At 66.5% G+C, this 23,990-nt stretch carries 24 protein-coding genes; 11 read left to right on the top strand and 13 right to left on the bottom strand.

Annotation, left to right across the window (positions count from 1 at the left end):
• Positions 1-21 precede the first annotated feature (21 nt).
• The gene (gene recA, locus ACM0M4_RS07870) at positions 22-1,062 is read left to right on the top strand and encodes a recombinase RecA (RefSeq protein WP_003092260.1); all 1,041 of its coding nucleotides are present in this window, start codon (positions 22-24) and stop codon (positions 1,060-1,062) included.
• A 5-nt stretch (positions 1,063-1,067) separates the two neighbouring features.
• Positions 1,068-1,529, top strand: coding sequence for a recombination regulator RecX (gene recX / locus ACM0M4_RS07875; protein ID WP_003098485.1), 462 nt, complete (start codon positions 1,068-1,070; stop codon positions 1,527-1,529).
• 21 nt (positions 1,530-1,550) lie between these two features.
• Here the strand turns inward: recX and ACM0M4_RS07880 are convergent, their stop codons facing one another.
• On the bottom strand, positions 1,551-2,621 hold the full coding sequence (locus tag ACM0M4_RS07880) for an LOG family protein (protein WP_004345445.1): 1,071 nt from the start codon (positions 2,619-2,621) through the stop codon (positions 1,551-1,553).
• An 82-nt stretch (positions 2,622-2,703) separates the two neighbouring features.
• Positions 2,704-4,107, bottom strand: coding sequence for an MBL fold metallo-hydrolase RNA specificity domain-containing protein (locus ACM0M4_RS07885; protein WP_003119356.1), 1,404 nt, complete (start codon positions 4,105-4,107; stop codon positions 2,704-2,706).
• A 179-nt stretch (positions 4,108-4,286) separates the two neighbouring features.
• On the opposite strand from ACM0M4_RS07885, the gene ACM0M4_RS07890 reads away from it, so the two are divergent.
• On the top strand, positions 4,287-6,692 hold the full coding sequence (locus ACM0M4_RS07890) for a xylulose 5-phosphate 3-epimerase (protein WP_115288726.1): 2,406 nt from the start codon (positions 4,287-4,289) through the stop codon (positions 6,690-6,692).
• 123 nt (positions 6,693-6,815) lie between these two features.
• Here ACM0M4_RS07890 and ACM0M4_RS07895 read toward each other — a convergent pair whose 3' ends face one another.
• The 6 genes from ACM0M4_RS07895 to ACM0M4_RS07920 all read right to left on the bottom strand — a co-directional run bounded on the left by ACM0M4_RS07895 (position 6,816) and on the right by ACM0M4_RS07920 (position 11,546).
• Entirely contained in the window at positions 6,816-7,037 is a 222-nt protein-coding gene (locus ACM0M4_RS07895) for a DUF3820 family protein (RefSeq protein ID WP_003092249.1), read from the bottom strand.
• 18 nt (positions 7,038-7,055) lie between these two features.
• A complete protein-coding gene (locus ACM0M4_RS07900) occupies positions 7,056-7,466 on the bottom strand; it encodes a quorum-sensing-regulated virulence factor family protein (protein ID WP_003109703.1) in 411 nt (136 codons plus the stop codon).
• A gap of 174 nt (positions 7,467-7,640) precedes the next feature.
• Complete coding sequence (locus ACM0M4_RS07905; protein ID WP_003129956.1) at positions 7,641-8,705, bottom strand: polyamine ABC transporter substrate-binding protein; 1,065 nt, start codon at positions 8,703-8,705, stop codon at positions 7,641-7,643.
• 88 nt (positions 8,706-8,793) lie between these two features.
• Complete coding sequence (locus ACM0M4_RS07910) at positions 8,794-9,564, bottom strand: ABC transporter permease (protein ID WP_003092244.1); 771 nt, start codon at positions 9,562-9,564, stop codon at positions 8,794-8,796.
• Complete coding sequence (locus tag ACM0M4_RS07915) at positions 9,557-10,450, bottom strand: ABC transporter permease (RefSeq protein ID WP_003092241.1); 894 nt, start codon at positions 10,448-10,450, stop codon at positions 9,557-9,559. The genes ACM0M4_RS07910 and ACM0M4_RS07915 overlap by 8 nt, the downstream gene beginning before the upstream one ends.
• 4 nt (positions 10,451-10,454) lie before the next feature.
• Positions 10,455-11,546, bottom strand: a complete 1,092-nt coding sequence (locus ACM0M4_RS07920) for an ABC transporter ATP-binding protein (protein ID WP_079741999.1) — start codon at positions 11,544-11,546, stop codon at positions 10,455-10,457.
• Between the two features lie 258 nt (positions 11,547-11,804).
• Here ACM0M4_RS07920 and ACM0M4_RS07925 point away from each other — a divergent pair, with 258 nt between their 5' ends.
• Positions 11,805-12,521, top strand: coding sequence for a tRNA-uridine aminocarboxypropyltransferase (locus ACM0M4_RS07925; protein WP_003098478.1), 717 nt, complete (start codon positions 11,805-11,807; stop codon positions 12,519-12,521).
• Positions 12,522-12,524: 3 nt separating this feature from the next.
• Here ACM0M4_RS07925 and ACM0M4_RS07930 read toward each other — a convergent pair whose 3' ends face one another.
• Entirely contained in the window at positions 12,525-13,451 is a 927-nt protein-coding gene (locus ACM0M4_RS07930; RefSeq protein WP_003119360.1) for a DMT family transporter, read from the bottom strand.
• Positions 13,452-13,583: 132 nt separating this feature from the next.
• Here ACM0M4_RS07930 and erdR point away from each other — a divergent pair, with 132 nt between their 5' ends.
• Together erdR and ACM0M4_RS07940 are read left to right on the top strand one after the other, a co-directional pair.
• Positions 13,584-14,237 (top strand): response regulator transcription factor ErdR, encoded by a 654-nt coding sequence (erdR, locus tag ACM0M4_RS07935; protein ID WP_003092229.1) that lies wholly within the window; start codon positions 13,584-13,586, stop codon positions 14,235-14,237.
• A 71-nt stretch (positions 14,238-14,308) separates the two neighbouring features.
• Positions 14,309-14,680 (top strand): diacylglycerol kinase, encoded by a 372-nt coding sequence (locus tag ACM0M4_RS07940; protein WP_003092226.1) that lies wholly within the window; start codon positions 14,309-14,311, stop codon positions 14,678-14,680.
• Positions 14,681-14,749: 69 nt separating this feature from the next.
• Here ACM0M4_RS07940 and ACM0M4_RS07945 read toward each other — a convergent pair whose 3' ends face one another.
• Positions 14,750-16,360: an FMN-binding glutamate synthase family protein gene (locus ACM0M4_RS07945; protein WP_003092223.1), complete on the bottom strand. Its 1,611-nt coding sequence runs from the start codon at positions 16,358-16,360 to the stop codon at positions 14,750-14,752.
• A 243-nt stretch (positions 16,361-16,603) separates the two neighbouring features.
• Between ACM0M4_RS07945 and ACM0M4_RS07950 the strand changes: the two genes are divergently transcribed.
• The gene (locus tag ACM0M4_RS07950; protein WP_003092213.1) at positions 16,604-16,867 is read left to right on the top strand and encodes a type B 50S ribosomal protein L31; all 264 of its coding nucleotides are present in this window, start codon (positions 16,604-16,606) and stop codon (positions 16,865-16,867) included.
• The gene (gene ykgO / locus ACM0M4_RS07955) at positions 16,867-17,019 is read left to right on the top strand and encodes a type B 50S ribosomal protein L36 (protein ID WP_003092209.1); all 153 of its coding nucleotides are present in this window, start codon (positions 16,867-16,869) and stop codon (positions 17,017-17,019) included. The genes ACM0M4_RS07950 and ykgO overlap by 1 nt, the downstream gene beginning before the upstream one ends.
• A 27-nt stretch (positions 17,020-17,046) precedes the next feature.
• On the opposite strand, the gene ACM0M4_RS07960 is transcribed toward ykgO, so the two are convergent.
• Positions 17,047-17,832, bottom strand: a complete 786-nt coding sequence (locus ACM0M4_RS07960) for a helix-turn-helix transcriptional regulator (protein WP_061181539.1) — start codon at positions 17,830-17,832, stop codon at positions 17,047-17,049.
• Positions 17,833-17,959: 127 nt separating this feature from the next.
• Here ACM0M4_RS07960 and ACM0M4_RS07965 point away from each other — a divergent pair, with 127 nt between their 5' ends.
• The 3 genes from ACM0M4_RS07965 to ACM0M4_RS07975 all read left to right on the top strand — a co-directional run bounded on the left by ACM0M4_RS07965 (position 17,960) and on the right by ACM0M4_RS07975 (position 21,460).
• Positions 17,960-18,775 carry a carbon-nitrogen hydrolase family protein gene (locus ACM0M4_RS07965; RefSeq protein ID WP_003092205.1) on the top strand — a complete coding sequence of 272 codons (816 nt, stop codon included), beginning with the start codon at positions 17,960-17,962 and terminating at the stop codon, positions 18,773-18,775.
• Positions 18,776-18,974: 199 nt separating this feature from the next.
• A complete protein-coding gene (locus tag ACM0M4_RS07970; RefSeq protein ID WP_019726590.1) occupies positions 18,975-20,297 on the top strand; it encodes an APC family permease in 1,323 nt (440 codons plus the stop codon).
• An 89-nt stretch (positions 20,298-20,386) separates the two neighbouring features.
• Positions 20,387-21,460: a bifunctional transcriptional activator/DNA repair enzyme AdaA gene (locus ACM0M4_RS07975; protein WP_003119362.1), complete on the top strand. Its 1,074-nt coding sequence runs from the start codon at positions 20,387-20,389 to the stop codon at positions 21,458-21,460.
• Here ACM0M4_RS07975 and ACM0M4_RS07980 read toward each other — a convergent pair.
• Positions 21,457-22,866 (bottom strand): MFS transporter, encoded by a 1,410-nt coding sequence (locus tag ACM0M4_RS07980; RefSeq protein WP_003159507.1) that lies wholly within the window; start codon positions 22,864-22,866, stop codon positions 21,457-21,459. The two genes, ACM0M4_RS07975 and ACM0M4_RS07980, sit on opposite strands and share 4 nt — an antisense overlap.
• Before the next feature lie 218 nt (positions 22,867-23,084).
• The gene (locus ACM0M4_RS07985) at positions 23,085-23,972 is read right to left on the bottom strand and encodes a LysR substrate-binding domain-containing protein (RefSeq protein ID WP_003092195.1); all 888 of its coding nucleotides are present in this window, start codon (positions 23,970-23,972) and stop codon (positions 23,085-23,087) included.
• Positions 23,973-23,990 lie beyond the last annotated feature (18 nt).

A 23,990-nucleotide genomic window follows, 5' to 3' on the forward strand; every position in this document is an offset into this window, starting at 1 on the left:
CCTGACTTCGCGAGGACTTCAATGGACGAGAACAAGAAGCGCGCCCTGGCCGCGGCCCTGGGACAGATCGAACGCCAATTCGGCAAAGGCGCGGTCATGCGCATGGGCGACCATGAGCGCCAGGCGATCCCGGCCATCTCCACCGGCTCCCTGGGTCTGGACATCGCCCTCGGCATCGGCGGCCTGCCCAAGGGCCGGATCGTCGAGATCTACGGTCCGGAATCCTCGGGCAAGACCACCCTGACCCTCTCGGTGATCGCCGAGGCCCAGAAACAGGGCGCCACCTGTGCCTTCGTCGACGCCGAGCACGCGCTCGATCCCGACTATGCCGGCAAGCTGGGCGTCAACGTCGACGACCTGCTGGTCTCCCAGCCGGACACCGGCGAGCAGGCCCTGGAAATCACCGACATGCTGGTGCGCTCCAACGCGGTCGACGTGATCATCGTCGACTCCGTGGCCGCGCTGGTACCCAAGGCCGAGATCGAAGGCGAGATGGGCGACGCCCACGTCGGCCTGCAGGCACGCCTGATGTCCCAGGCGCTGCGCAAGATCACCGGCAATATCAAGAACGCCAACTGCCTGGTCATCTTCATCAACCAGATCCGCATGAAGATCGGCGTCATGTTCGGCAACCCGGAAACCACCACCGGCGGTAACGCACTGAAGTTCTACGCCTCGGTCCGCCTGGACATCCGTCGTACCGGCGCGGTGAAGGAAGGCGACGAGGTGGTGGGTAGCGAAACCCGCGTCAAGGTGGTGAAGAACAAGGTTTCCCCGCCGTTCCGCCAGGCCGAGTTCCAGATCCTCTACGGTAAGGGCATCTACCGTACCGGCGAGATCATCGATCTGGGCGTGCAATTGGGTCTGGTCGAGAAGTCCGGCGCCTGGTACAGCTACCAGGGCAGCAAGATCGGCCAGGGCAAGGCGAACGCCGCCAAGTACCTGGAAGACAATCCGGAAATCGGTTCGGTACTGGAGAAGACCATTCGCGACCAGTTGCTGGCCAAGAGCGGCCCGGTGAAGGCCGACGCCGAAGAAGTGGCTGACGCCGAAGCCGATTGAGGCCAATGGCGATCGTGCTCGATACGCCCGTCGCCGTGCGGCGGGCGGCCATGGATCTGCTGGCGCGCCGTGAGCACGGGCGCGCCGAGCTTTCCCGCAAGTTGCGCCAGCGTGGCGCGTCTGCCGAGTTGATCGATCCTGCCCTCGACCGCCTGGCCGAGGAAGGTCTGCTCGACGAATCCCGCTATCTCGAAAGCTTCATCGCCAGTCGCGCCCGTAGCGGCCATGGGCCGTTGCGCATCCGTGAGGAACTGGCGCAGCGCGGTCTGCCGCGCGCCGATATCGAAAGGGCGCTGGGTGCCTGCGAGGTCGACTGGAGTGCGCAATTGCGTGAGGTCTGGCGCCGCAAGTTCGCCCGCCTGCCGCAGGACGCCAGGGAAAAGGCCCAGCAGGGCCGCTTCCTGGCGTACCGGGGTTACTCCATGGAGTCGATCAGCCGCCTGTTGAACGGCCGCAGCGACGATTGAGCGCGTGCCGGAGCGGCAGCTTCAGTCCCAGTTTTCCGGCAGGTTGATGTAGTCCAGCAATTCCCGCAGCCGCCCCTGGTCGCGCCCGTTGAACACGAAGGCGAGGCGGGTCAGGTTGCGGAACTCCGGTTCGTCCTGTTCCTGCTCGCTGTAGGCCTGCTGCTGGAAGCCGCCGCTCAGGCAGAGGCTGGCGAAGTGTTCGTGCAGGTGCGCCAGCGCGGCTTCGTTCAGGGCGTGGTTCAGGCGAATCACGAAAGTGCCTTTCAGCCAGCGGCTGGAGTGGAAGTTGCGGTAGAACTGGGCGATTTCCTTCACCGCGTCTTCGGCCGAATGCACCAGGCGCATCAGGCGCATGTCGGCCGGCAGGATATAGTGATTCTCCAGCAACTGTTCCTGCATGAACTCCAGGGCGTGTTCCCAGTAGCGGCCGCCCGGCTGGTCGAGCAGCACGATCGGCACCAGCGGACTCTTGCCGGTCTGTACCAGGGTCAGCACTTCCAGTGCCTCGTCTAGGGTGCCGAAGCCGCCGGGGCAGAGCACCAGGCCGTCGGCTTCCTTGACGAAGAACAGCTTGCGCAGGAAGAAAAAGTGGAACGACAGCAGGTTGCCGCTGCCGTCCACCGTATGGTTGGCGTGCTGCTCGAAGGGCAGGGTGATGTTGAAGCCCAGGCTGTTCTCCAGCCCGGCGCCTTCGTGGGCGGCGGCCATGATGCCGCCGCCGGCGCCGGTGATCACCATCAGGTCGTAGCGGGCCAGTTCCTCGCCCAACTTGCGCGCCAGGGCATAGACCGGATGTTCGACTGGCGTGCGCGCCGAGCCGAACACGGTGACCTTGCGTCGCCGCTTGAACTGCTCGAGGACGCTGAAGGCATGCTCCATCTCGCGCAGGGTCTGCAACATGATCTTGGCGTCCCAGCGGTTGCGGTCGGCCTGGGCCATGCGCGTCACGGTGAAGAGCATCTCGCGGTAGAGCGCGAGATTGGGGCTGTCGCCGGGAGCCGCAAGGGCCGCCAGTTCGTCGACCTTCCGCGCCAGGTCGGTGCCGCTGGTCTGGAAGTGCCGGGAAAGATAGTCATCGGCTTCGTAGGGCATTCGCATACTCCTTCTACAACCACCCTGGACAGGCGGTCATCCGCATACTGCCACGGACTGCGTGACAGTTGCGGACGGCGGCTCAGATCTCGATGCGTTCGCCGGGCTCCGGTATCTCGGCATCCCAGTCGAGACGCTCGCGGATCGCGCCCTGCAGCGCTTCCATCTTTTCCCGCTCGCCATGTATCAGGTATAGCGCTGGACGGTGGGCGAAGTGACCGACCCAGTCGAGCAGCTGCGATTGCCCGGCGTGGGCGGAGAAGCCGCCGAGGGTATGGATCTGCGCCTTGACCGCGATGCGCTGGTGGAACACGCGAACCGCGCTGGCGCCGTCGACGATGTTGCGGCCCAGGGTGCCGCGCGCCTGGAAGCCGGGGAATACCACATGGCATTCCGGGCGCCAGAGGTTGTGCTTGAAGTGATGGACGATACGGCCGCCGGTGCACATGCCGCTGCCGGCGATGATGACCGCGCCGCTCTTGATCCGGTTGATCGCCATCGACTCGTCGGCGCTGCGGGTTACGCGCAGCACCGGCAGCCATTCCTCCAGGCGGGTGGTGCCGGTGCCGCGAATGTACTCGCGGTCGCGGTCGTCGAACTCGTTGCTGTGGCGCAGGTAGATGCCATTGGCACGGGCGGCCATCGGGCTGTCGAGGAATACCGCCTGTTGCGGCAGGCGGCCCTCCTGGTAGAAGCGGCCGAGGTAGTAGAGCAGGTCCTGGGTGCGGCCGACGGCGAACGACGGGATCAGCACGTTGCCGCCGTCGCGGTGCGCCTGGTCGAGAATCGCCGCCAGTTCCTCCAGGGTGTCGTTGCTGTCGCGGTGATCGCGATCGCCATAGGTGGATTCGAGCATCACCACGTCGGCCCGGCTCAGCGGCGAGGGCGCGCGCATCAACGGCGAGCAGGTGTTGCCGAGGTCGCCGGAAAACACCAGGCGGCGCGGTTGCACCTGGTCGTGGAATTGCACTTCGACGATCGACGAGCCGAGGATGTGCCCGGCGTTGTGAAAGGTCACCCGCACGCCACGAGCGACCGCCACGGTGCTGCCGAGGCTGATCGGCCGGCGCAGCTTGAGCGCGCGTTCGGTGTCGGCCTGGGTATACAGCGGCTTGATGCTCGGCTTGCCGATCCGGTTGCGCCAGCGGTTCTCCCAGTCGGCGTCCTTTTCCTGGATGTGCGCGGAGTCCAGCAGCATGAGTTCCAGCAGTTCGCAGGTGGCCTCGGTGGCGAAGATCGGGCCCTTGAAACCCTCGGCCGCCAGGCGCGGCAGCAGGCCGCTGTGGTCCAGGTGGGCGTGGGAGATGACCACCGCGTCGATGCTCGCGGGATCGAAGGGGAAGGGCGCGCGGTTGCCGTTGTCGGCTTCGCGGCGCCCCTGGCGCATGCCGCATTCGAGCAGGACCTTCACGCCATCGAGGGTTTCCAGCAGATAACAGGAGCCAGTGACCTCCTGGGCGGCGCCTAGAAACGTCAGTGATGCCATCGAGCCTCCTCCGTCAGAGCTCTGTCGACACCCCGATACCTTTCGGGGATCGTGGAATGCCATGGAACCTTCGTACAGGGCCAGGGTGAACGAATCGGGGGCGGGGAGCTTGATGCAGGTCAGCGCCCTTTGCCGTGTGCTGCCTAGACTGCAAGGCACCACTAGGGAGGCTACCCACCATGAGTCAGATTCTGCCCAGTCAGGACGAGTTGCTTGCCCATGCGGCGGCCGAGCCGGCGTTTGCCGCGTGGCTGCAAGGCCATGGTCCGCTCCAGCATAGCGCAGAGACCCGCGCCGCCGTGTTCCGCACCGCTCATCAATTGGTCCAAGCCGGGCTGCAACCGGACCTGGCCAGCGTCTACCAGCTGTTCCGCGCCCTCGACCGGCTGACCGCCAGCGCCCTGCGCATCGTCGTGCACATGACCTACGCCCGGCGCATCCGCCTGGACGGCCAGCCGTTGCAGGCCGAGGATTTCAAGACACAGCCCGAGGGCCACACCGGCGGAGCCCTGAACATGGTCCCGGCCTACGCCGGCTATCTGGCACTCAACGTCCTGACCGGCAAGACTCGCGCCTGGCTGATGGGCCAGGGCCATTGCGTGGCCGCCATCGACGCGCTGAACGTCCTGACCGGCAACCTGCACCCGGAGCAGGAGCGCGCCTATGCCGACGGCGAGGAGGGGCTGAACCGCTTGCTGCAGGACTTCTACGGCTACGCCCAGGCCCCCAACGGCGCACCGGCGGCGCCACTGGGCAGCCACGTGAATCCGCATACCGCCGGCGGTATCGCCGAGGGTGGCTACCTCGGCTTCGCCGAATTGCAGTACGCGCACATGCCGTTGCCCGGCGAGATCCTGGTGGCGTTCCTCTCCGATGGCGCCGCCGAGGAACAGCGCGGCAGCGACTGGATTCCGCGCTGGTGGCGAGCCGAGGATTGCGGGGCGGCGCTGCCGGTGATGATCGCCAATGGCCGGCGCATCGAGCAGCGCACCGAACTGGGAACCCATGAGGGCCTGGAGGGCTTCAAGCTGCACCTGCGCCGCTGCGGCTTCGACCCGATCAGCTTCGATGGGCGCGACCCGGCCGCCTTCGTCTGTACGCTCTGGGAGATGGAGCAGCGCCTGGAGCGACGCGTGCAGGAAAAGAACAGCGGCATCCTCCGCTACCCGCTGCCGATTCCCTACGGCATCGCCGAGACGGTCAAGGGCTTCGGTTTCTATGGCGCCGGCAGCAACGCCGCGCACAACCTGCCGCTGCCGGGCAATCCGCATAACGACGAACAGGCCCGGCAACTGTTCAACCAGCATGCAAACGAACTCTGGGTCGAGCCTGAGGCTCTCGAATTGGCCCGCCGGCTGTTCGCCGAGCAGCGCGGCGAGCGCCCCCTCGAACGGGACAACCCGCTGGCCCTGCGCCATCCCATCGAACCGATCATCCCGCCGCTGCGCTATCGCGACGACCCCTGCTCGCCGATGGCCGCGCTGGACCGTTTCTATACCGAGCTGGTGGAGGCCAACCCCGACCTGCGCGCCCGTGTCGGCAATCCCGACGAATTGGCCAGCAACCGCCTCGGCGGCGTGCTCAAGGCGCTCAAGCATCGGGTCAGCGAGCCGGAGAGCGAACTGGAATCGGTGAGCGGTCGGGTCATCACCGCGCTCAACGAGGAGGCGGTGGTGTCCGCCTGCCTGGCCAACCAGGGCGGACTCAACCTGGTTGCCAGCTACGAGGCGTTCTGCGTGAAGATGCTCGGTGCGGTGCGCCAGACCCTGATCTTCGCCCGCCAGCAGAAGGAAGTCGGGCGTCCGGCCGGCTGGCTGGGCTGGCCGCTGGTCGCTACTTCGCATACCTGGGAGAACGGCAAGAACCAGCAGTCGCACCAGGACACCACCTTCTGCGAGGCCCTGCTTGGCGAGATGAGCGACATGGTCCGGGTGCTCTTCCCGGCCGACTACAACAGCGCCCTGGCGCTACTACCGACGATCTACCGCAGCCGGGGGCAACTGGCCTGCCTGGTGATTCCCAAGCGCGACCGGCCGATGGTGTTCGACGCCGTCCAGGCCGAGCACCTGGCCCGTGACGGCGCGATCCTGGTCGAAGAGCGCTGCGGCTCCGATCCGCTGCTGCTGATCGCCAACGGCAGCTACCAGCTCGAACAGATGCGCCGCGCCGCGCAGCGCCTGGCCGAGGCCGGGCAGGCCTACCGGCTGGTCTACCTGCAGGAGCCGGGACGCTTCCGCGCGCCGCGCGATCGCTGGGAGGTCGAGGCGGTGGCCGAGGAAGCGCTGGTGGAGCGGCTGTTCCCGGATAGCCATGAACGCCGGGTGCTGCTCACCCATATGCGTGCGGAAGTGGCGCGTGGGCATCTCTGGCCGATCCTGCCGGATGCCCGGCGCACCTCGGTACTCGGCTATCGCAACCGCGGTGGCACCCTCGACGAGGCGGGCATGCGGTTCGCCAACCGCGCCTGCTGGGGCAACGTGCTGGCGGCTTGCGCCCGCTTGATGGAGGTCCCGCGCACCGCGCTGCTGACCCCGGAGGAAGCGGCGGCGGTGGCCGGCAAGGGCGATCCGGCGTTGTTGCGCTGAGTTCGGCTGCGTATCGGCGGATAACGTCTGTGGCGTTATTCGCCCTGCCGAACGGGGGCGGGTGTCTGGCGAAGGCTGGGTGTGGGCAGGGTATCGGCGGATAGCGTCGGCGACGTCATTCGCCTACGGAGCGGGGGGACGAAGCGGCTTGAGCAGCCCGTCCAGCCCGTCGATCTTCAGTTCCAGGGTCAACTGCATCAGCCGCCCGAGTTCACCGGGCGGGAAGCCTTTCTTGTAGAACCACAGCAGGTACTCCTCCGGCAGGTCGACCAGCATCCGTCCCTGGTACTTGCCGAACGGCATCGGCGTCCTGGCGATCTTCAGCAGATGCTGCTTGTCCAGCATGGCGACCGCGCGGCGCGCTTACTTCTTGCCCTGGATGCGGCAGCTGCCGGCATCGAAGCGTTCGGTGGCGACCGGCTGGTTGGTCTTGTACTCGGTGAAGCTGTAGGTGAGGATCGCGCCGCGGGCGAGCAACTGGCGATAGCCGGTGTTGCTGCACACGCTATCGCCGAGCTGGCTGCGCACGCTGTCCGGGTTGGAGCGCATGCGCTCGGCGTGGCTGGCGCGTACGCTGAGGTGATTGATCAACTGGTTGCCTTCGACGGTGTAGCCCTGGTCGAGGATGTCTTCGTTGATGGCGCGAGGAGTGCCTACGCTGCTTTCCTTGGCCACTTTCTCCAGCATCTTGCTCAGTTCGAAATCCTTGAGCGAGGCGGCATGGGCGGCGGTGGGCAGGACGAAACAAAGGGCAAGGGCCATGAGGCGCGACATCGAAGATCTCCTGGGGCAATAAGCGGATTCGACCGATGAAGGGGCGAATTGTTTCCGTCGGCCCTTTCCCGGGACGGACGGTGGCGAATGGGCGCCATGTTACCGCGTTCGGGGCGGGGCACGGAAACGCAAAAGGGCGACCGAGGGTCGCCCTTTCGTCGATAGCGGTGCGGATCAGCGCAGCTTGATCTCGGTCCAGAGCTTGTTCAGGGCGCGTCGCTGGCGCGAGTTCAGGTCCTTCAGCGGCTCCAGCCTGGCCTGGGTGGCGGCGTCCGGGAACAGTGCGGCGAGCGTCTTGATTTCCGGCCTGATGAAGGGCAGGGCGGCGGCGTTGGGCGTGCCGGTACCGATCTGGTTGGTCAGCTCGGAAGCGTTCCGACCGTCGAGCATGAAGTCGATGAAGCGGTAGGCCAGGTCGGGGTTCTTCGAGCCCTTGTGGATCACCATGTTGTCGATGGCCAGTACCGCGCCCTGGCGGGGCAGGGCGAAGTCGACCTTGAAGGCGCGGCCGGCAGCCTCCGCGTCGGCCCTGGCCTGGTACATGTCGCTGGAGTAGCCATGGGCGACCCAGATGTTGCCCAGGGTCAGCTCCTTGATATAGCTCGACGAGTTGAACGCGGCCCAGTACGGCTTGGCCGCGAGGATCAGCGCCTGGGCTTCCTTCCAGTGCTGCGGGTCGGTGTCGTTGGCGGAGTGGCCGAGGTACTTCAGGGCGGCGCCGAACAGTTCCTGCGGGTCGTCCATCACCGTGACCCTGCCCTTGATCTTCTCCAGGACCGCCGGGTCGAAGATCACCGACCAGTCGGCCGGGTCGATGCCCAGCTTGTCCAGCTCGGTCTTGTTGTAGCCGACCAGGGTGGTGGTGAAGGCGTAGGGCAGGGAATAGCGGTTGCCCTTGTCGAAATCCTTGTCGAGGTAGCCCGCGGCCTCGTTGCTCAGGTTCGCCAGGCGACTCTTGTCCAGCTCCAGCAGGTCGCCCTTGCGGATCAGCGCCTCGACCGCGTTCTGGGTCGGGATGATCACGTCGTAGCCGCTGGCCCCGGCGGCCAGCTTGGCCATCATTTCCTCGGTGCCGGAATAGAACTCCTGCACCAGCTCGCAGCCACATTGCTGCTCGAAGCGTTTCAGCGTGTCCTCGGCGATGTAGTCGTTCCAGTTGAACAGATACAGCTTCTCGGCGGCGGTGGCCTGGGCGGCTCCTGCCATGAGGGTTGCGACGAGCAACAGCTTTTTCATCATGGTTCCTTGTTACGGGGTGGCAGGGCTCCGGAAACCGGAGCAGGGCAAGGCCGCGGGCCTCTCCGGGAGGCCCGCGGGTTTCGGCGGATCAATGGCCCTTGATGGCGCTGGGGGAGAGTTTCGAGGCGATCACGATCAGCACCAGGGTGAGCAGCATCAGCAGGGTGGAGACGGCGTTCACTTCGGGCGTCACGGCGATCTTGATCATGGTGTAGATCTGCGTCGGCAGGGTGGCGAAGCCGCCGCCGGCGGTGAAGAAGGTGATCACGAAGTCGTCGATGGACAGGGTGAAGGCCATCAGCGCGCCGGCGACGATGCCCGGCATGATCAGCGGCAGGGTCACCAGGCGGAAGCTCTGCCAGGGCGTGGCACCGAGGTCGCGGGCCGCCTCGGTGAGGCTTTCGTCCATGCCCGACATGCGCGCCTGCACCACCAGGGCGACGAAGCCGACCGAGAAGGTGATGTGCGCGAGGGTCACCGAGAGCATGCCCAGGCTCATGTTCAGGCCGATGAAGAAGATCACCAGCGAGACCCCCATCAGGAGTTCCGGAATGGCGATCGGGGTCAGCACCAGCAGGGGCAGCACGCGCAGCTTGAAGCGATGCAGGGCGACCCCGGCGAGGGTACCGAGCAGGGTCGCCACGCTGGCCGAAACCAGCGCGATGACCAGCGAGTTGGCGGCGGCCTGGAGCATGTCGCGATTGCCGAACAGCTTGCGGTACCAGTCCAGGGTGAAGCCGACCCACTCGGCGTTCAGTCGCGAGTCGTTGAAGGAGTACAGCACCACGATCACCAGCGGTACGTAGAGGAACAGGTACACCAGCGCGGTGGCGCTCCAGAGCAGGTAGGGCCTACGCATGGGCGCCTCCCTTGCGGGCGCGCGCGGCGCCCATGCCGAGGGCGACCAGCAGCAGGATGCAGCCGGTCAGGGCGATCGACAGCGCGCTGCCGAACGGCCAGTCGCGGGAGTCGAGGAACTGGCTCTTGATCAGGTTGCCGATCATGATGCCGTCGGTACCGCCGACCAGGTCGGGGATGGCGAACATTCCCAGCACCGGGATGAATACCAGTGCCGCGCCGGCGGCCACGCCCGGCAGCGAGAGCGGGAAGGTCACCCGCCAGAAGCGTTGCCAACGACCGGCGCCGAGGTCCTGAGCGGCGTCCAGCAGGGCCGGGTCGTGTTTCTCCAGGTTGGCGTAGAGCGGCAGGATCATGAACGGCAGGTGCACGTAGACCATGCACAGGATCACCGCGAACGGGGTGAACATCAGGCTGATCGGCTGCGCGCCGAACAGGTCCAGCGCGGCGTTGATCCCGCGGGTCAGGGCACCGGACGGCGAGAGGATGATCATCCAGGCGTAGACGCGTACCAGCAGGTTGCTCCAGAACGGCAGGATCACCAGCAGGATCAGCAGGTTGCGCCACTTCGCCGGGGCCCGGGCGAGGGTGGTCGCCACCGGGTAGGCGAGCAGCAGGCAGGCCAGGGTGGTGACCAGGGCGTAGCCGAAGGATTTGACGAACAGTTGCAGGTACACCCAGCTCTCGGTGAGCCGGGTGTAGTTCTCCACGCTGAGGTCGTAGACGGTCTGCCCGTCCTCGCTGTACATCCAGGGCGCCAGGCCGCCGTAGTCGCCGGGAAAGCGGAACGAGGCGAACAGCATGATCAGCGCCGGAACCAGGAAGAAGAACAGCAGATACGCTTGCGGTGGCCAGACCAGCAGCCACTTGCCGAGGTTCTTTCTCATCGTCTCAGGCCCTGACCAGGTGGCCGGCATCGAAGCGCCAGGCGGCTTCCACCGCGTCGCCCACCTCGAAGAACTTGGCTCGGCCGGGCGTGGCGTTGGGCAGCAGGGTTTCCAGGCGCTCGCCGTTCTCCAGCTCGACGATGTACAGGGTCACGTCGCCCAGGTAGAGCAGTTCGGCGACGCGACCGCGGAAGTGCACTTCGTCGCTGTCGGCGGTGACGCTCTGCGCCAGGCGGATCTTCTCCGGCCGCAGGGTCAGCACGCAGGCCTCGCCGGGCTGGGCGTCGAAGGATTTCAGCGCCTGGACCTCGCCCAGGCCCCTGAGGTCGATGCGCACGCGTTCGCCGTCGACCGCCTCGACCGTGGCGTCGAGCAGGTTGCACTGGCCGATGAAGTCGGCGACGAAACGACTGCGCGGGAAGCTGTAGATGGTTTCCGGGGCGTCCAGTTGCTCCACCCGGCCCTGGTTCATCACCGCGATGCGGTGCGACAGCGCCAGGGCTTCGCCCTGATCGTGGGTGACATAGACAAAGGTGATGCCGACGTCCTTCTGCAGGTTGATCAGTTCGATCTGCATTTCTTCGCGCAGCTTGGCGTCCAGCGCCGACAGCGGTTCGTCGAGCAGCAGCAGGCGCGGCCGGTTGACCAGCGCGCGGGCGATCGCCACGCGCTGGCGCTGGCCGCCGGAAAGCTGTGTCGGCATGCGCCCGCCCTTGTCCGCCAGGCGCACGTCCTTCAGGGCCTGTTCGACGCGGGCGTCGATCTCGCTCTTCGCCACTCCGGCCATCTTCAGCGGGAAGGCGATGTTCTGCGCCACGCTCATGTGCGGGAACAGCGCGTAGCTCTGGAACACCGTATGCACCGGGCGCTTCTCCGGCTCGACGCCGGCGAGGTCCTGGCCGTTGAGGCGGATCTCGCCGCTGTCCGGCTGGTCGAAGCCGGCGAGCATGCGCAGGAGGGTGGTCTTGCCGCACCCGGAAGGGCCGAGGAGGGTGAAGAATTCGCCGGTGTTGATCGTCAGGCTGACATTGTCGACGGCGGTGAAGTCGCTGAAGCGGCGGGTCACGTTGCGGATCTCGAGCAAGGGGGGCGTCACTCGTCTGGAGAGGCAGTAAGGTCAGCGGGCGGAGCCGGCTGCCCGGTGTCGAAAAAGGGGGCGGATTATAGGGATCGCATCCCGCTCTAACTAGACGTCTGAGGCCCCTGTGAGGAATTTTTTTTCGCGGCCTCGGACGTTGTCCGACAAAGCAGGAGCCACGCGGGCTCTGATAGAATTTCGCGGTCGCTTTCCAGCCCGTTTCCTCGAGTCTTCGATGTTCCTTCGCCCGTCCTTTCCGTATCGGGAGCCTGCCCGATGAGCCATGCCGTTTCCCGCTTGCGCCAGGAGCGCCTGGCGCGCAGCCTGAAACCCTTCGTCGCGCGCGGTTCGCGCATGCCGCGCTGCGAAGGCTGTCGGCTGCTGCCGAGCTATTGCATGTGCGCCTGGCGGCCGCGGGTCGAGGCGCGCGCCGGCATGTGCCTGGTCATGCACGACATCGAGGCGCTGAAACCGACCAACACCGGCTGGCTGATCGCCGATACCGTGGCCGACACCTTCGCCTTCGGTTGGTCGCGCACCGAGGTCGACCCGCGCTTGCTGGAGTTGCTGGCCGACCCGCAGTGGCAGCCATACCTGGTGTTCCCCGGCGAATACGTGGCGGCGGAGCGGGTGGTGAACGAGGTCGCCCCGCTGGTGGAAGGCAAGCGACCGCTGTTCATCCTGCTCGACGCGACCTGGACCGAGGCGCGCAAGATGTTCCGCAAGAGTCCCTACCTGGAGCCGTTCCCGGTGCTCAGCCTGCTGCCCGAGCAGCTCTCGCGCTATCGCCTGCGTCGCTCGACCCGTGGCGAGCACCTGTGCACCGCCGAAGTGGCGGCGCTGTGCCTGGAGCTGGCTGGCGACGAGGCCGCGGGCGAGGCGCTCGGCGCCTACCTGGAGGTGTTCAGCGAGCGCTACCTGGGCGCCAAGCGGCACATTCCGCTGGACGAGGCCAGCCCGGCGCACCGTGCCCTGGCGCCGTTCCGTGGCTGAGTGTCAGGCCGGGCGCGCTTCGGCGGCGAGCTTGCGCGGCCACAACTGCGCCACCAGCATGCCCGCCAGCATCAGCGCGCAACCGAAATAGCCGCGCAGGTGCAGGGTCTCGGCGAGGAACAGGGCGCCGGCGATGGCGGCGAACACCGCTTCCAGGGACAGGATGATCGCCGCATGGGAAGCGATGGCGTGCTTCTGCGCCACCACCTGCAGGGTGAAGCCGGTGCCGACGCCGAGCAGGCCGCCGTATAGCAGGGCGGGACCGGCCTGGACGATGGCGTCCCAGTGGATTTCCTCGAAGACCAGTGCCAGCAGCAGGCTGACCGCCGCGCAGGTGGCGAACTGCAGGAAGGCCAGGCGGATCGGGTCGTAGCGGCTGGCGAACAGGCCTACCAGCAGGACGTGCGCGCCCCAGACCACCGCGCCGGCCAGTTGCAGCCAGTCGCCGGAGGCGACCTGGAAGCCCGGGCCGATGCTCAGCAGGGCCATGCCGAGCACCGCCAGCGACGCCCCCAGCCAGGTGCCCGCGCCGGTGCGCTGGCCGAACAGCAGGCCGAGCAACGGCACGACGATCACGTAGAGCCCGGTGATGAAGCCGGAGTTGGTCACGCTGGTGAACAGCAGGCCGACCTGCTGCAGGTTGATCCCGGTGGTCAGGGCGACGCCGAGGATCACACCGGCGAGCAACTGTCCGCGATTGAAGGGTTGCGCGCCGTCGCGTCGCGAGCGCAGCATCAGCAGTGGCACCAGCACCAGGGCACCGAGGACGAAGCGCAGGCCGGTATAGAGGAACGGCCCGATGGCGTCCATCCCCAGGCGCTGGGCGACGAACGACACCCCCCAGATCATGGCGGTGATCAGCATCAGGACATCGGCACGCAGGGCTTGGCTTCGCATGGCTCGCTCGACGGGGCGGGGAGGGTCCGCCACTCTGCCAGCAAGCCGGGGTGTTTGAAAAGACGAACGCGGTGTACGAGGTATCCCTCATTCGGCTTGACCGGTCCGCCCTCGGTCGGCATCCTGAGCGCCGCCTCGGCTGGGCCGAACAAACTAGGACATGTCATGGCTTCTTACGAGATCCTGATCGCCGACGATCACCCCCTGTTTCGCAGCGCTTTGCACCAGGCCCTCACCCTCGGGCTGGGCCCCGACGTGCGCCTGGTGGAAGCCGCCAGCATCGCCGAACTGGAAGCGCGGCTGAACGAGAAGGCCGATTGGGATCTGGTCCTGCTGGACCTCAACATGCCGGGGGCCTATGGCTTCTCCGGCCTGGTGCTGTTGCGCGGGCAATACCCGCAGGTGCCGGTGGTGATGATCTCGGCACAGGAGGAGGCCGCGGTGGTGCAGCGCTCCCGCGAGTTCGGCGCCAGCGGCTTCATACCCAAGTCCAGTCCGCTGGAAACCCTGCAGCAGGCGGTGCGCGCGGTGCTCGACGGGGACACCTGGTGGCCGCCGCAGGATGCCGCCGCCGAAGCCCTCAGCGAGGAGGCCAAGGCCGCCAGCGCCGGGCTCGCCAGCCTCACCCCGCAACAGTTCAGGGTACTCACCATGGTCTGCGAAGGGTTGCTGAACAAGCAGATCGCCTACGACCTGAACGTTTCCGAGGCGACGGTGAAGGCCCACGTCACGGCGATCTTCCGCAAGCTCAACGTGCGCACCCGGACCCAGGCCGCGCTGCTGCTGCAACAAATGGAGACGGTTCCCGCTTCTCATTGAGAGACGGCTTAACGCTTTTTTGACCAGCCGGCGGCTAGACTGCCGGCCTTCCGAATCGATGAGAACCCGACGTGTCGCCTTCCCCCTTCAAAGGCCAGACCGGCCTCAAGCGTATCCTCAACGCCACCGGCTATTCCCTCGCAGGTTTCCTCGCCGCCTTCCGCGGTGAAGCCGCCTTCCGCCAACTGGTGCTGCTCAACGTGGTGCTGATCCCGGTGGCCTTCCTCCTCGACGTCAGTCGCGGCGAACGCGCGCTGATGATCGCGGTGTGCCTGCTGGCGCTGATCGTCGAGCTGCTCAACTCGGCGATCGAGGCCACCGTCGACCGCGTCTCGCTGGAACGCCACCCTCTGTCGAAGAATGCCAAGGACATGGGCAGCGCCGCGCAGTTCGTGGCCCTCACCGTGATCACCGTGACCTGGGCGACCATCCTGCTGGGCTGATCTACGCGGACATGAAAAAGCCGGAGGCAGCGATGCCTCCGGCTTTTTCTTGCGTGCGAGGGCGGCGGCTCAGGCCGCCGCGTCGAAGCTGTCGGCCCGCGCCATGTTCCACATGCGCTCGTAGAACTCGCCCTCGATCTTGCCGGAAAGCAGTTCGCCCGGCTTGAGGAAGTAGTGCAGCTGCGAGAACAGGCGGATCTCGGTGTCGGTGATGCGTCGCACCAGGTGCTTGGCTTCGAGCTGCGAGGGATGTTCCAGGCCCGCCGCGGCGAGCATCTCGGCCAGGCCCTTGAGGGTGTTGCGATGGAAGTTGCGCACCCGCTCGGCCTTGTCCGGCACCACCAGCGCGCGCTGGCGCAGCGGGTCCTGGGTGGCGACGCCGGTCGGGCACTTGTTGGTATGGCAGCTCTGCGACTGGATGCAGCCGATGGCGAACATGAAGCCGCGCGCCGAGTTGGCCCAATCCGCGCCGGTGGCCAGGACGCTGGCGATATCGAAGGCGCTGACGATCTTGCCGCTGGCGCCGACCTTGATCTTGTCGCGCAGGTTGAGGCCGACCAGGGTGTTGTGGACGAACAGCAGGCCTTCGCGCAGCGGCACGCCGATATGGTCGGTGAACTCCAGCGGCGCCGCGCCGGTGCCGCCTTCCTTGCCGTCGACGACGATGAAGTCGGGGAGGATGCCGGTCTCCAGCATGGCCTTGGCGATGCCCATGAACTCCCATGGATGGCCCAGGCAGAACTTGAAGCCGACCGGCTTGCCGCCGGACAGTTCGCGCAGCTGGGCGATGAACTGCATCAGCTCGATCGGCGTGGAGAAGGCGCTGTGGCGCGACGGCGAAACGCAATCCTCACCCATCGGCACGCCACGGGTGGCGGCGATCTCGGGGGTGACCTTGTGCTTGGGCAGGATACCGCCGTGTCCCGGCTTGGCGCCCTGGCTGAGCTTGATCTCGATCATCTTCACCTGCGGGTCGAGGGCCTGGGCGGCGAAGCGCTCAGGGTCGAACTTGCCATCGCGGGTGCGGCACCCGAAGTAGCCGCTGCCCAGTTCCCAGACCAGGTCGCCGCCGTTCTCGCGGTGATAGGGACTGATGCTGCCCTCGCCGGTGTCGTGGTAGAAGTTGCCCATCTGCGCGCCACGGTTCAGCGAGCGAATGGCGTTGGCGCTGAGGGCGCCGAAACTCATCGCCGAGACGTTGAACAGCGAAGCGGAGTACGGCTTGCTGCATTGTGGCCCGCCGATGTCGACGCGGAACTCGCAGGGATCGCTGAGCGGCGCCGGACGCATCGAGTGGCTGATGAATTCGTAGCCGGCGGTGTACACGTCGATCAGGGTGCCGAAGGGCTTCTCCGAGCTTTCGTTCTTCGCCCGCGAGTAGACCAGCGAGCGCTGGGCGCGGGAGAAGGGCAGGGCGTCGCCGTCGGCTTCCAGCAGGTACTGGCGGATCTCCGGGCGGATGCCTTCCACCAGATAGCGGATGTTGCCCAGGATCGGATAGTTGCGGCGCACCGCGTGTGGCGTCTGGATCAGGTCGAACAGGCCGAGCAGGCTCAGGGCCACGCCCAGGAGGGTGAACGGCCAGAGCCATTCGGTGCTGCCGAGGAACGGCAGGCTGAGCAAGGTGAACAGGGCGATACAGGCGAAAAACGCATAGCGACTGAGTAGCGACAGATTCATCATGTCTCCAATCTTCAGGCTTCGGTTCAAAATGGTAGTCACCTTCTTCGAGGCGTCTACGACGGGTTCCCCCCGCGCTAACCAAGCGCTGATTATGGGAAACAAACGGGGATAGAAAGCAAGCTAATAATTGTGTCTGGATGGTCGAGCAGCCGAATGGTCGCCGGGAACTCTTTCCGGAGTTGCGAATTATTCTTATCGGAGTAATATGTAACTATATAACATTATGTAGGAGGCATCCCCATGAAACCCGGCATCCATCCCGAATACCGTCCCGTCCTGTTCCATGACACTTCGGCCGACGTGTACTTCCTGATCGGCTCCACCGCGGAGACCGACAAGACCCATACCCATACCGACGGCAAGACCTATCCCTACGTGACGCTGGACGTTTCCAGCGCCTCGCACCCGGTCTACACCGGCGAACAGCGCAAGACCAAGAGCGAAGGCCGCGTGGCCGGGTTCAACAAGCGTTTCGCCGGCTTCGTCGGCGGCAAGGGGGCCTGATGAAAGTCCTCGCCTCGCTGAAACAGGCCAAGCTGCGCCATCGCGATTGCCAGGTGGTGAAGCGCCGTGGCCGGCTCTACGTGATCTGCAAGTCGAATCCGCGCTTCAAGTGCGTGCAGGGCCGGCCGAAGCCGAAGATCAAGCGCCGCTGAGCGGCGACGGGACGGTCGCCCGTCCCGTCAGCCCTGGGCCTGGAGGAACAGGCCGAACAGCTCGGACTGCGACTTGATGCCGAGCTTGCCGTACATGTGCTTGCGGTGGACCTTCACGGTTTCCGCCGAGATCGCCAGCTTGCGGGCGATCTCCTTGCTCGAGCAGCCGCTGAGCATCAGCCTGCCGACCTCCAGTTCGCGCGCCGTCAGCGGCGTGCCCATCTGCTCCGCGACCTTCTCCAGCGAACCCTGCCAGCCCGGCTCCGGCGCCGCGGGGCTGTTCAACACTTCGTCCTCGAAGGCCAGGCGCTGGCGCATCAGCCCGGCCACCCAGGGCTGCACCAGGCCGAGCACGGCGAGTTGCTCGGGGGTGAAGCGGCGCCGCGAGCCGAGCGACAGGCAGAGGGTGCGTTCGCCGGAGAGCTGGACGTTGATCTGGATTTCATCGGCCACCACGTTGAGGCGGAAGTAACGCTGGTAGTAATCGGTCTGCTCGAAGCATTCCGGTGCCACGTCGGCCAGACGGAACAGGCCGCTGCACGGGTTCTCGCGGCTGGCGATGTAGAACGGGTCGAGCAGGTAGAGGCCTCGCAGGTAGTCCTGGAACAGCGGATCCGGCCCGCCGTCGGCGCCCGGGCATTCGGCGAACACCTGTGGCCGGCCCTGGCTGAACAGCAGGGCCACCCAGCTGTCGAACGGAACGTACTGTTCGAGCAGGCGTACCAGGCGAATCCAGAAGTCCGGCGCATCCAGCGCCTCGACCAGTTGCCCGACGGAGCGGTGCCAGGCGATGTCCTGCAAGGTGAAACTCATCTTCTACCCCTGTTGGGTTAACCCTCGGACGTAATTATCGGCGCGGGGAACGCCAAGCATACTGTGCCGACCCCTGCATACGAACAGCGCGCGTGCCGAACAGCGCCGAGAACAACAAGGAATTCCGATGAAAGTCGAACTCGTCCAGATCGCCGGTCGCGATGGTGACACCGCGCACAACCTGGAACGCGCCCTGGCGGCCATCGCCGACTGTGCGGCGGACACCGAACTGGTGGTGTTCCCGGAAACCCACCTGACCGGCTTCCCCAGCGAAGACAACATCGCCGCCCTCGCCGAGCCGCTCGACGGCCCGACGGTCAGCGCGGTGCAGCGCGTCGCCCGTGAACGTAACGTTTCGGTGGCGATCGGCATCGCCGAGGCGGACGCCGGCCGCTATTACAACACCACCCTGCTGATCGCTCCCGACGGCATCGCCCTGAAATACCGCAAGACCCACCTGTGGGCCTCCGACCGCGGCATCTTCACGCCTGGCGACCGCTACGCCACCGCCCTGTGGAACGGCATCCGGGTCGGCCTGCTGGTGTGCTTCGACATCGAGTTCCCGGAAAGCGCGCGGGCCCTCGGCCAACTGGGTGCGGAACTGATCATCGTGACCAATGGCAACATGGACCCCTATGGCCCGACCCATCGCACCGCGATCATGGCCCGCGCCATGGAAAACCAGGCCTACGCGGTGATGGTCAACCGCGTCGGGCATGGCGACGGCGGGCTGGTCTTCGCCGGCGGCAGCGCTGTGGTCGATCCCTACGGCCAGTTGCTCTGCGAGGCCGGGCGCGAAGAATGCCGGCAGATCGTCGAACTGGACCTCGGCCGGTTGCAGGATGCGCGTCGGGATTACCGTTACCTCGAAGAGCGTCGCCTGGTCCTGCCCGGCGAGCGCCGCGAGCACCCGGACGGCCTGCGCGAGCTGCTGATTCCCTGATTCACCGCGGCGCGACAGGAGCGTCGCGTCGTCCTCCGTCCGCCAGCGAGCGGGCGAGGATGGGCCCGGAAAGCCGTAGCACAACGATGGGCGCCCGAGCGTCCGCCGGTCTCCCGGGTGAGGGGAGGCCCCTGCGCCCCGCGGCCCGGCCGGCTGCGGGCCACTGCCATAACAAACGATAATTCCGGAGTAAGCAGTAATGGCCAGACTCAAGCGCACCCTGTCGCTGGGTTCCGTGGTGCTGTTCGGCATCGCCTACATGACCCCCATCATCGTCCTCGGGACTTTCGGCATCCTCGCCGAGACCACCCAGGGACACGTCCCCGCCGCCTACATCGCCGCTTCCCTGGCGATGCTCTTCACCGCCCTCAGCTACGGGCGCATGGCCGCGGCCTTCCCCGTGGCCGGCTCGGCCTATACCTACGTGCGCAAGGCCATCGATTCCCGGCTCGGCTTCATCGCCGGCTGGGCGGTGCTGCTCGACTACCTGTTCCTGCCGATGGCGATCTGGCTGATCGGCGCCGCCTACCTGCACTCGGCCTTTCCCGCGGTACCCAACGCGGTCTGGGTGCTGGCGTTCATCGGCGTGACCACGACGATCAACATCGTCGGCCTGCGCCTGGCGAAGAACGTCAATGGCCTGCTGATGCTGGTGCAGTTCCTGGTCCTCGGCGCCTTCGTCGCGCTCTGCGTGCACTACGTGCTGGGCGACCCGGGCAAGCCGCTATGGTCACTGCAACCGTTGCTCGGTGGCGACCTGCAGGTGCCGCTGGTGATGAGCGGTGCGGCGATCGCCTGCTACTCGTTCCTCGGTTTCGACGCGGTCAGTACCCTGACCGAGGAAACCCGCGACCCGCGGCGCAACATCCCGCGAGCGATCCTGCTGATCACCCTGCTGGGCGGGTTGATCTTCATCGTCACCTCGTACTTCGTGCAACTGGCGCACCCGTCGTTCGCCTTCGACAGCGCGGACTCGGCGGCCTACGAGATCGCCCGCAACATCGGTGGCGACCTGTTCGTGACCTTCTTCCTGGTCGGCCTGATCGTCGGCCAGTTCACCTCCGGTCTCTCGGCCCAGGCCAGCGCCTCGCGCCTGCTCTTCGCCATGGGCCGCGACGGCGTCCTTTCGCGGCCGTTCTTCGGGCGTCTCGGCAAGCGCTTCGAGACGCCGGTGAACAGCATCGTCCTGTGCGGTGTGGTGGCCTTGCTGGCGCTACAGATGGACGTGACCACCTCCACGTCGTTCATCAACTTCGGCGCCTTCCTCGCCTTCAGCCTGGTCAACCTGTCGGTGGTCTTCCACTACTACCTTGGCGCCGAGCGCCGCGGTCCACGGGAAACCCTGTTGTTCCTGGTATTCCCTGGCATCGGCCTGGTCGCCGACCTGTGGCTGATGGCCAGCCTCGACCATCTGGCGATCATCCTCGGCCTCTGCTGGCTGGCGCTGGGCGCGGTGTACCTGGCGGCGATCACCCACGGTTTCCGCGAGCAGCCGCCGGAGATGCGTTTCGAGGAGGGCTGAGAAAGAATCGACGCCCGTTTCGCGGCGGCAAGGCGCAGGCTCCTGGCCTAGAGTGGCTATCCATCGCCTCCCTGGTTCCGGAGCCGGCCATGTCCGACGCAGCGTTGTTCCTTCCCCTTCCCGATGACGACACCCTGTATGCCGCGCTGTTGGCGCGCGACCCCGCCTACGATGGCTTCGCCTTCGTCGGGGTGAAGAGCACCGGGGTGTTCTGCCGCCTGACCTGCCCGGCGCGCAAGCCGAAGCGCGAGAACACCCTGTTCTTCGATTCGATCAAGGGCTGCGTCGAGGCCGGCTTCCGACCCTGCCTGCGTTGCCGGCCGCTGGAGCGGCTCGGCACGCAGGGGCCGCTGGTCAGCGACCTGCTCCAGCGCCTCGGTCGGCAACCGCAGCGGCGCTGGTTCGAAGACGACCTGGCGGCGCTGGGCTATGACCCGTCCACCGTGCGCCGTGCCTTCAAGCGCGAGTTCGGCGTGACCTTTCTGGAAATGGCTCGCCTGCGCCGTCTTGGCCAGGTCGCCGAGCGGCTGTCCTCGGGCGCGCGGGTGATCGACGCGCAACTGGATGCCAGCTTCGACTCTGACAGCGGCTTCCGTAGCGCCTTCGCGCGGCTGCTGGGCGAGCCGCCGTCGCAGTTGCGCGGGCGCGAGCTGCTCAAGGCGGACTGGCTGCAGACCCCGCTCGGCGCCATGCTCGCGGTGGCCGATGCGCAGGCCCTGCACCTGCTGGAATTCTTCGACCGCCCGGCGTTGAGCGGGGAGCTGAAACGCCTGCAGAAGAGCAGCGGATCGAGCATCGGTTTCGGCCGTTTCGCCTCCATCGACAGGATCGAGGCGGAACTCGCCGACTACTTCGGCGGTACTCCAGTGCGCTTCCAGACCCCCTTGGCGCTGAACGCCTCGGCCTTCACCCGCACGGTCTGGCAGGCGCTGCGCGAGGTACCGTGCGGCAGCACGCAGAGCTACGCCGGGCTGGCCAGGTCCATCGGCTCGCCGTCGTCGGTGCGCGCCGTGGCCCGCGCCAACGGAGCCAACCAGATCGCCATCGTGATTCCCTGCCACCGCGTCATCGGTTCGGACGGTTCCCTGACCGGCTATGGCGGTGGCCTGTGGCGCAAGCGCTGGTTGCTGGAGCACGAGCGGCGCATGGGCGCTGCCGGCTAGCCGGGATCGCCGCCCAGAAGCCGGGCGGGGGCGCGCAACACCGGTTCCCGCTCGACCGCTGCGGGCCGCTGCAAGTCCTCGGCGTCGGCGCGCTCGGCGGTCGACAGGTCGCTGGCGTGGAACCCGGTGATCCGCAACAGGGCCAGGGTACAGGCCAGCGAGACCAGCGCGTAGCAGGCCGAGGCCAGGGCCACGCCGACGATGCTGCCGGTACTGTTGAGAATCCACTGGGCCAGTACCGGTGTACCGCCGCCGACCAGCAGCGAGCAGAGCTGGTAGGCCAGCGACAGGCCGGTGTAGCGCACCCGCGCCGGGAAGGCTCGGGCGAGGATACCGCCCACCGCGCCGTAGAACATCGCGTGCGGCACCGTGGCCAGGCACATGCCGACCGCGGCGATCCAGTAGACCTTGGTTTCCACGGCGAAGAACATCGCCGGCATCAGGATAAACTCCGGCAGCACCATCAGGCATGCCGCCTTGCGCATGTCGATGCGCGAAGTGAGCAGCGCCCCCAGTGGCTGGCTGAGGAACTGCACCACCAGCGCGACCACGATGATGCTGAGGAAGGTGCCCTGGCTGTAGCCGAGGGTCTTGGTCGCCCAGGAGAGGGCGAAGGTGCTCTTGAAGTAGGTGACGTGGATGATCGGCAGCACGCCGGCGCCGAGCAGGACGATCTTCCAGTGCTTGCCCAGCACCTCGGCGAGCGGCAGCTTCACCGTGCGCTTCTGCGCCAGCACGCGCTTCATGTCTTCCGACTCCTCCAGCTTCAGGCGGATCACCATGCCGACGATGACCAGCACTGCGGAGAGCAGGAACGGCGCGCGCCAGCCCCAGAGAATGAAGTCCGAGGCGGGCAGGGCGCTGAGGGCGAAGAACACCAGGGTCGCCAGCAGGTTGCCGGTGGGCGAGCCCTGCTGGGCGAAGGCGGCGTACAGGATGCCCTTGCCCTTGGGCGCGCTTTCGCTGGCGATCAGGATCGCGCCGCCCCACTCGCCGCCGACCGCGATGCCCTGGACGATACGCAGCGCCACCAGGGAGATCGGCGCCCAGATGCCGATCTGCGTATAGACCGGCAACAGGCCGATGCAGGTCGTGGCGATGCCCATCATGATCAGGGTGATCACCAGGGTGGTCTTGCGGCCGATGCGGTCGCCGAGATGGCCGAAGATGATCCCGCCCAGCGGGCGAGCGATGAAGCCCGACCAGAGGGTGACGAAGGACAGCAGGGTGGCCAGGCCCGGATCCATGTCGGCGGGGAAGAATACCTTGCCGAACACCAGGGCGGCGGCCAGGCCGTAGATGTAGAAGTCGTACCACTCGATGGTGGTGCCGATGAAGGAGGCGATACCGGCCCTGCGGGCCTTCTTGTGCAGGTCGGCGTCTTCGGGAGAGGGCGTGCGCGGCATGGGTCGAGTCCTGTTTATTGTTGTTCTCGCCGACACGCCGCGCCCTACCGCCCTTCGCTGAAAGGCGGGGCGGAAACGCTGGTTTCCGTGGAGGGAAAGCGTGCGTCGGTGTTGACCCGGGTGCCTCGGAGTCTAGGTGGCACCCCCGCAAATCAATAGTCTTTTAATCTTATGGCTCGATAAGGGATTCCATATCGACGTTTTCCGTCAGCCCTCGCTCAGGCGTCGTCCAGGCCGCTCTTCAGCGTCGCCAGGAACGCCTGCGCCGCCCGGGAAGGTTCGCTGGCCGGAAGGATCGCGTGGATCTCCGAACGCGCGCCGGCCGGCTCGATCTCCAGGTAGCGCACCTCGTTCCGCCAGGCCAGGCAGAGGGTCTCCGGGATCAGCGCGACGCCCATGCCGAGACCGACCATGGCGGCGACGGTCTGCCACAGGCGCGCCTCGTGGCGGATGCGCGGGCTGAAGCCGGCGTCCACGCAGCGGGCGATGATCAGGTCGTGGTAGTGCGGGGAGACATGGCGCGGGAAGAGGATGAAGTCTTCGTCGCGCAGTTCGGCGAGGTCCAGACGCGCCTGGCCAGCCAGGCGGTGCCCGGCGGGCAGGCAGCAGAGGAACGGGTCGCTGATCAAGGGTTCGGAGACGATTTCCGCCGGCAGCCTGCCCCAGTGCACGAAGCCCAGGTCGATCTGCCCGCGCTGCAACGCCTGGGCCTGCTCCGCGCTGTTCATTTCGCCGAGCACCACCTCCATGTTCGGGTGCTCCCGTTCGAAGCGGGACATGGCCCTGGGCAGGCCGCGGTAGAGCATGGAGTTGACGAAGCCGACGCGCAGTTGGCCGACGTCGCCCTCGGCGGATAGCTGGGTCAGGCGTTTCACCTTCTCTGCCTGCAGCAGCAGGTTGCGCGCTTCCACCAGCAGGACCTGGCCGGCGCCGGTGAGCTTCACCGACTTGTTGTTGCGCAGCAGCAATTGGGTTCCGAGCTGTTCCTCCAGCTTCTTGATGTCGAAGCTCAGCGCCGGCTGGGAGATGAACAGGCGAGCCGCGGCGCGACCGAAATGCAGTTCCTCGGCGACCGCGATGAAGTAGCGAAGCTGTCTGAGATCCATGGCAGGCACCTGGTTCTA

Source organism: Pseudomonas sp. 18-147, assembly GCF_051048045.1.
Classification (GTDB): domain Bacteria; phylum Pseudomonadota; class Gammaproteobacteria; order Pseudomonadales; family Pseudomonadaceae; genus Pseudomonas; species Pseudomonas aeruginosa.

Coding starts and splice junctions, on each gene's coding strand:
- ACM0M4_RS07980 (WP_003159507.1), bottom strand. CDS start 22,866: ATGCCGCGCACGCCCTCTCCCGAAGACGCCGACCTGCACAAGAAGGCC.
- ACM0M4_RS07885 (WP_003119356.1), bottom strand. CDS start 4,107: ATGGCATCACTGACGTTTCTAGGCGCCGCCCAGGAGGTCACTGGCTCC.
- ACM0M4_RS07895 (WP_003092249.1), bottom strand. CDS start 7,037: ATGCTGGACAAGCAGCATCTGCTGAAGATCGCCAGGACGCCGATGCCG.
- ACM0M4_RS07900 (WP_003109703.1), bottom strand. CDS start 7,466: ATGTCGCGCCTCATGGCCCTTGCCCTTTGTTTCGTCCTGCCCACCGCC.
- recA (WP_003092260.1), top strand. CDS start 22: ATGGACGAGAACAAGAAGCGCGCCCTGGCCGCGGCCCTGGGACAGATC.
- ACM0M4_RS07945 (WP_003092223.1), bottom strand. CDS start 16,360: ATGAATCTGTCGCTACTCAGTCGCTATGCGTTTTTCGCCTGTATCGCC.
- ykgO (WP_003092209.1), top strand. CDS start 16,867: ATGAAAGTCCTCGCCTCGCTGAAACAGGCCAAGCTGCGCCATCGCGAT.
- ACM0M4_RS07890 (WP_115288726.1), top strand. CDS start 4,287: ATGAGTCAGATTCTGCCCAGTCAGGACGAGTTGCTTGCCCATGCGGCG.
- ACM0M4_RS07960 (WP_061181539.1), bottom strand. CDS start 17,832: ATGAGTTTCACCTTGCAGGACATCGCCTGGCACCGCTCCGTCGGGCAA.
- ACM0M4_RS07915 (WP_003092241.1), bottom strand. CDS start 10,450: ATGAGAAAGAACCTCGGCAAGTGGCTGCTGGTCTGGCCACCGCAAGCG.
- erdR (WP_003092229.1), top strand. CDS start 13,584: ATGGCTTCTTACGAGATCCTGATCGCCGACGATCACCCCCTGTTTCGC.
- ACM0M4_RS07970 (WP_019726590.1), top strand. CDS start 18,975: ATGGCCAGACTCAAGCGCACCCTGTCGCTGGGTTCCGTGGTGCTGTTC.
- ACM0M4_RS07965 (WP_003092205.1), top strand. CDS start 17,960: ATGAAAGTCGAACTCGTCCAGATCGCCGGTCGCGATGGTGACACCGCG.
- ACM0M4_RS07985 (WP_003092195.1), bottom strand. CDS start 23,972: ATGGATCTCAGACAGCTTCGCTACTTCATCGCGGTCGCCGAGGAACTG.
- ACM0M4_RS07910 (WP_003092244.1), bottom strand. CDS start 9,564: ATGCGTAGGCCCTACCTGCTCTGGAGCGCCACCGCGCTGGTGTACCTG.
- ACM0M4_RS07975 (WP_003119362.1), top strand. CDS start 20,387: ATGTCCGACGCAGCGTTGTTCCTTCCCCTTCCCGATGACGACACCCTG.
- ACM0M4_RS07925 (WP_003098478.1), top strand. CDS start 11,805: ATGAGCCATGCCGTTTCCCGCTTGCGCCAGGAGCGCCTGGCGCGCAGC.
- ACM0M4_RS07950 (WP_003092213.1), top strand. CDS start 16,604: ATGAAACCCGGCATCCATCCCGAATACCGTCCCGTCCTGTTCCATGAC.
- recX (WP_003098485.1), top strand. CDS start 1,068: ATGGCGATCGTGCTCGATACGCCCGTCGCCGTGCGGCGGGCGGCCATG.
- ACM0M4_RS07880 (WP_004345445.1), bottom strand. CDS start 2,621: ATGCCCTACGAAGCCGATGACTATCTTTCCCGGCACTTCCAGACCAGC.
- ACM0M4_RS07905 (WP_003129956.1), bottom strand. CDS start 8,705: ATGATGAAAAAGCTGTTGCTCGTCGCAACCCTCATGGCAGGAGCCGCC.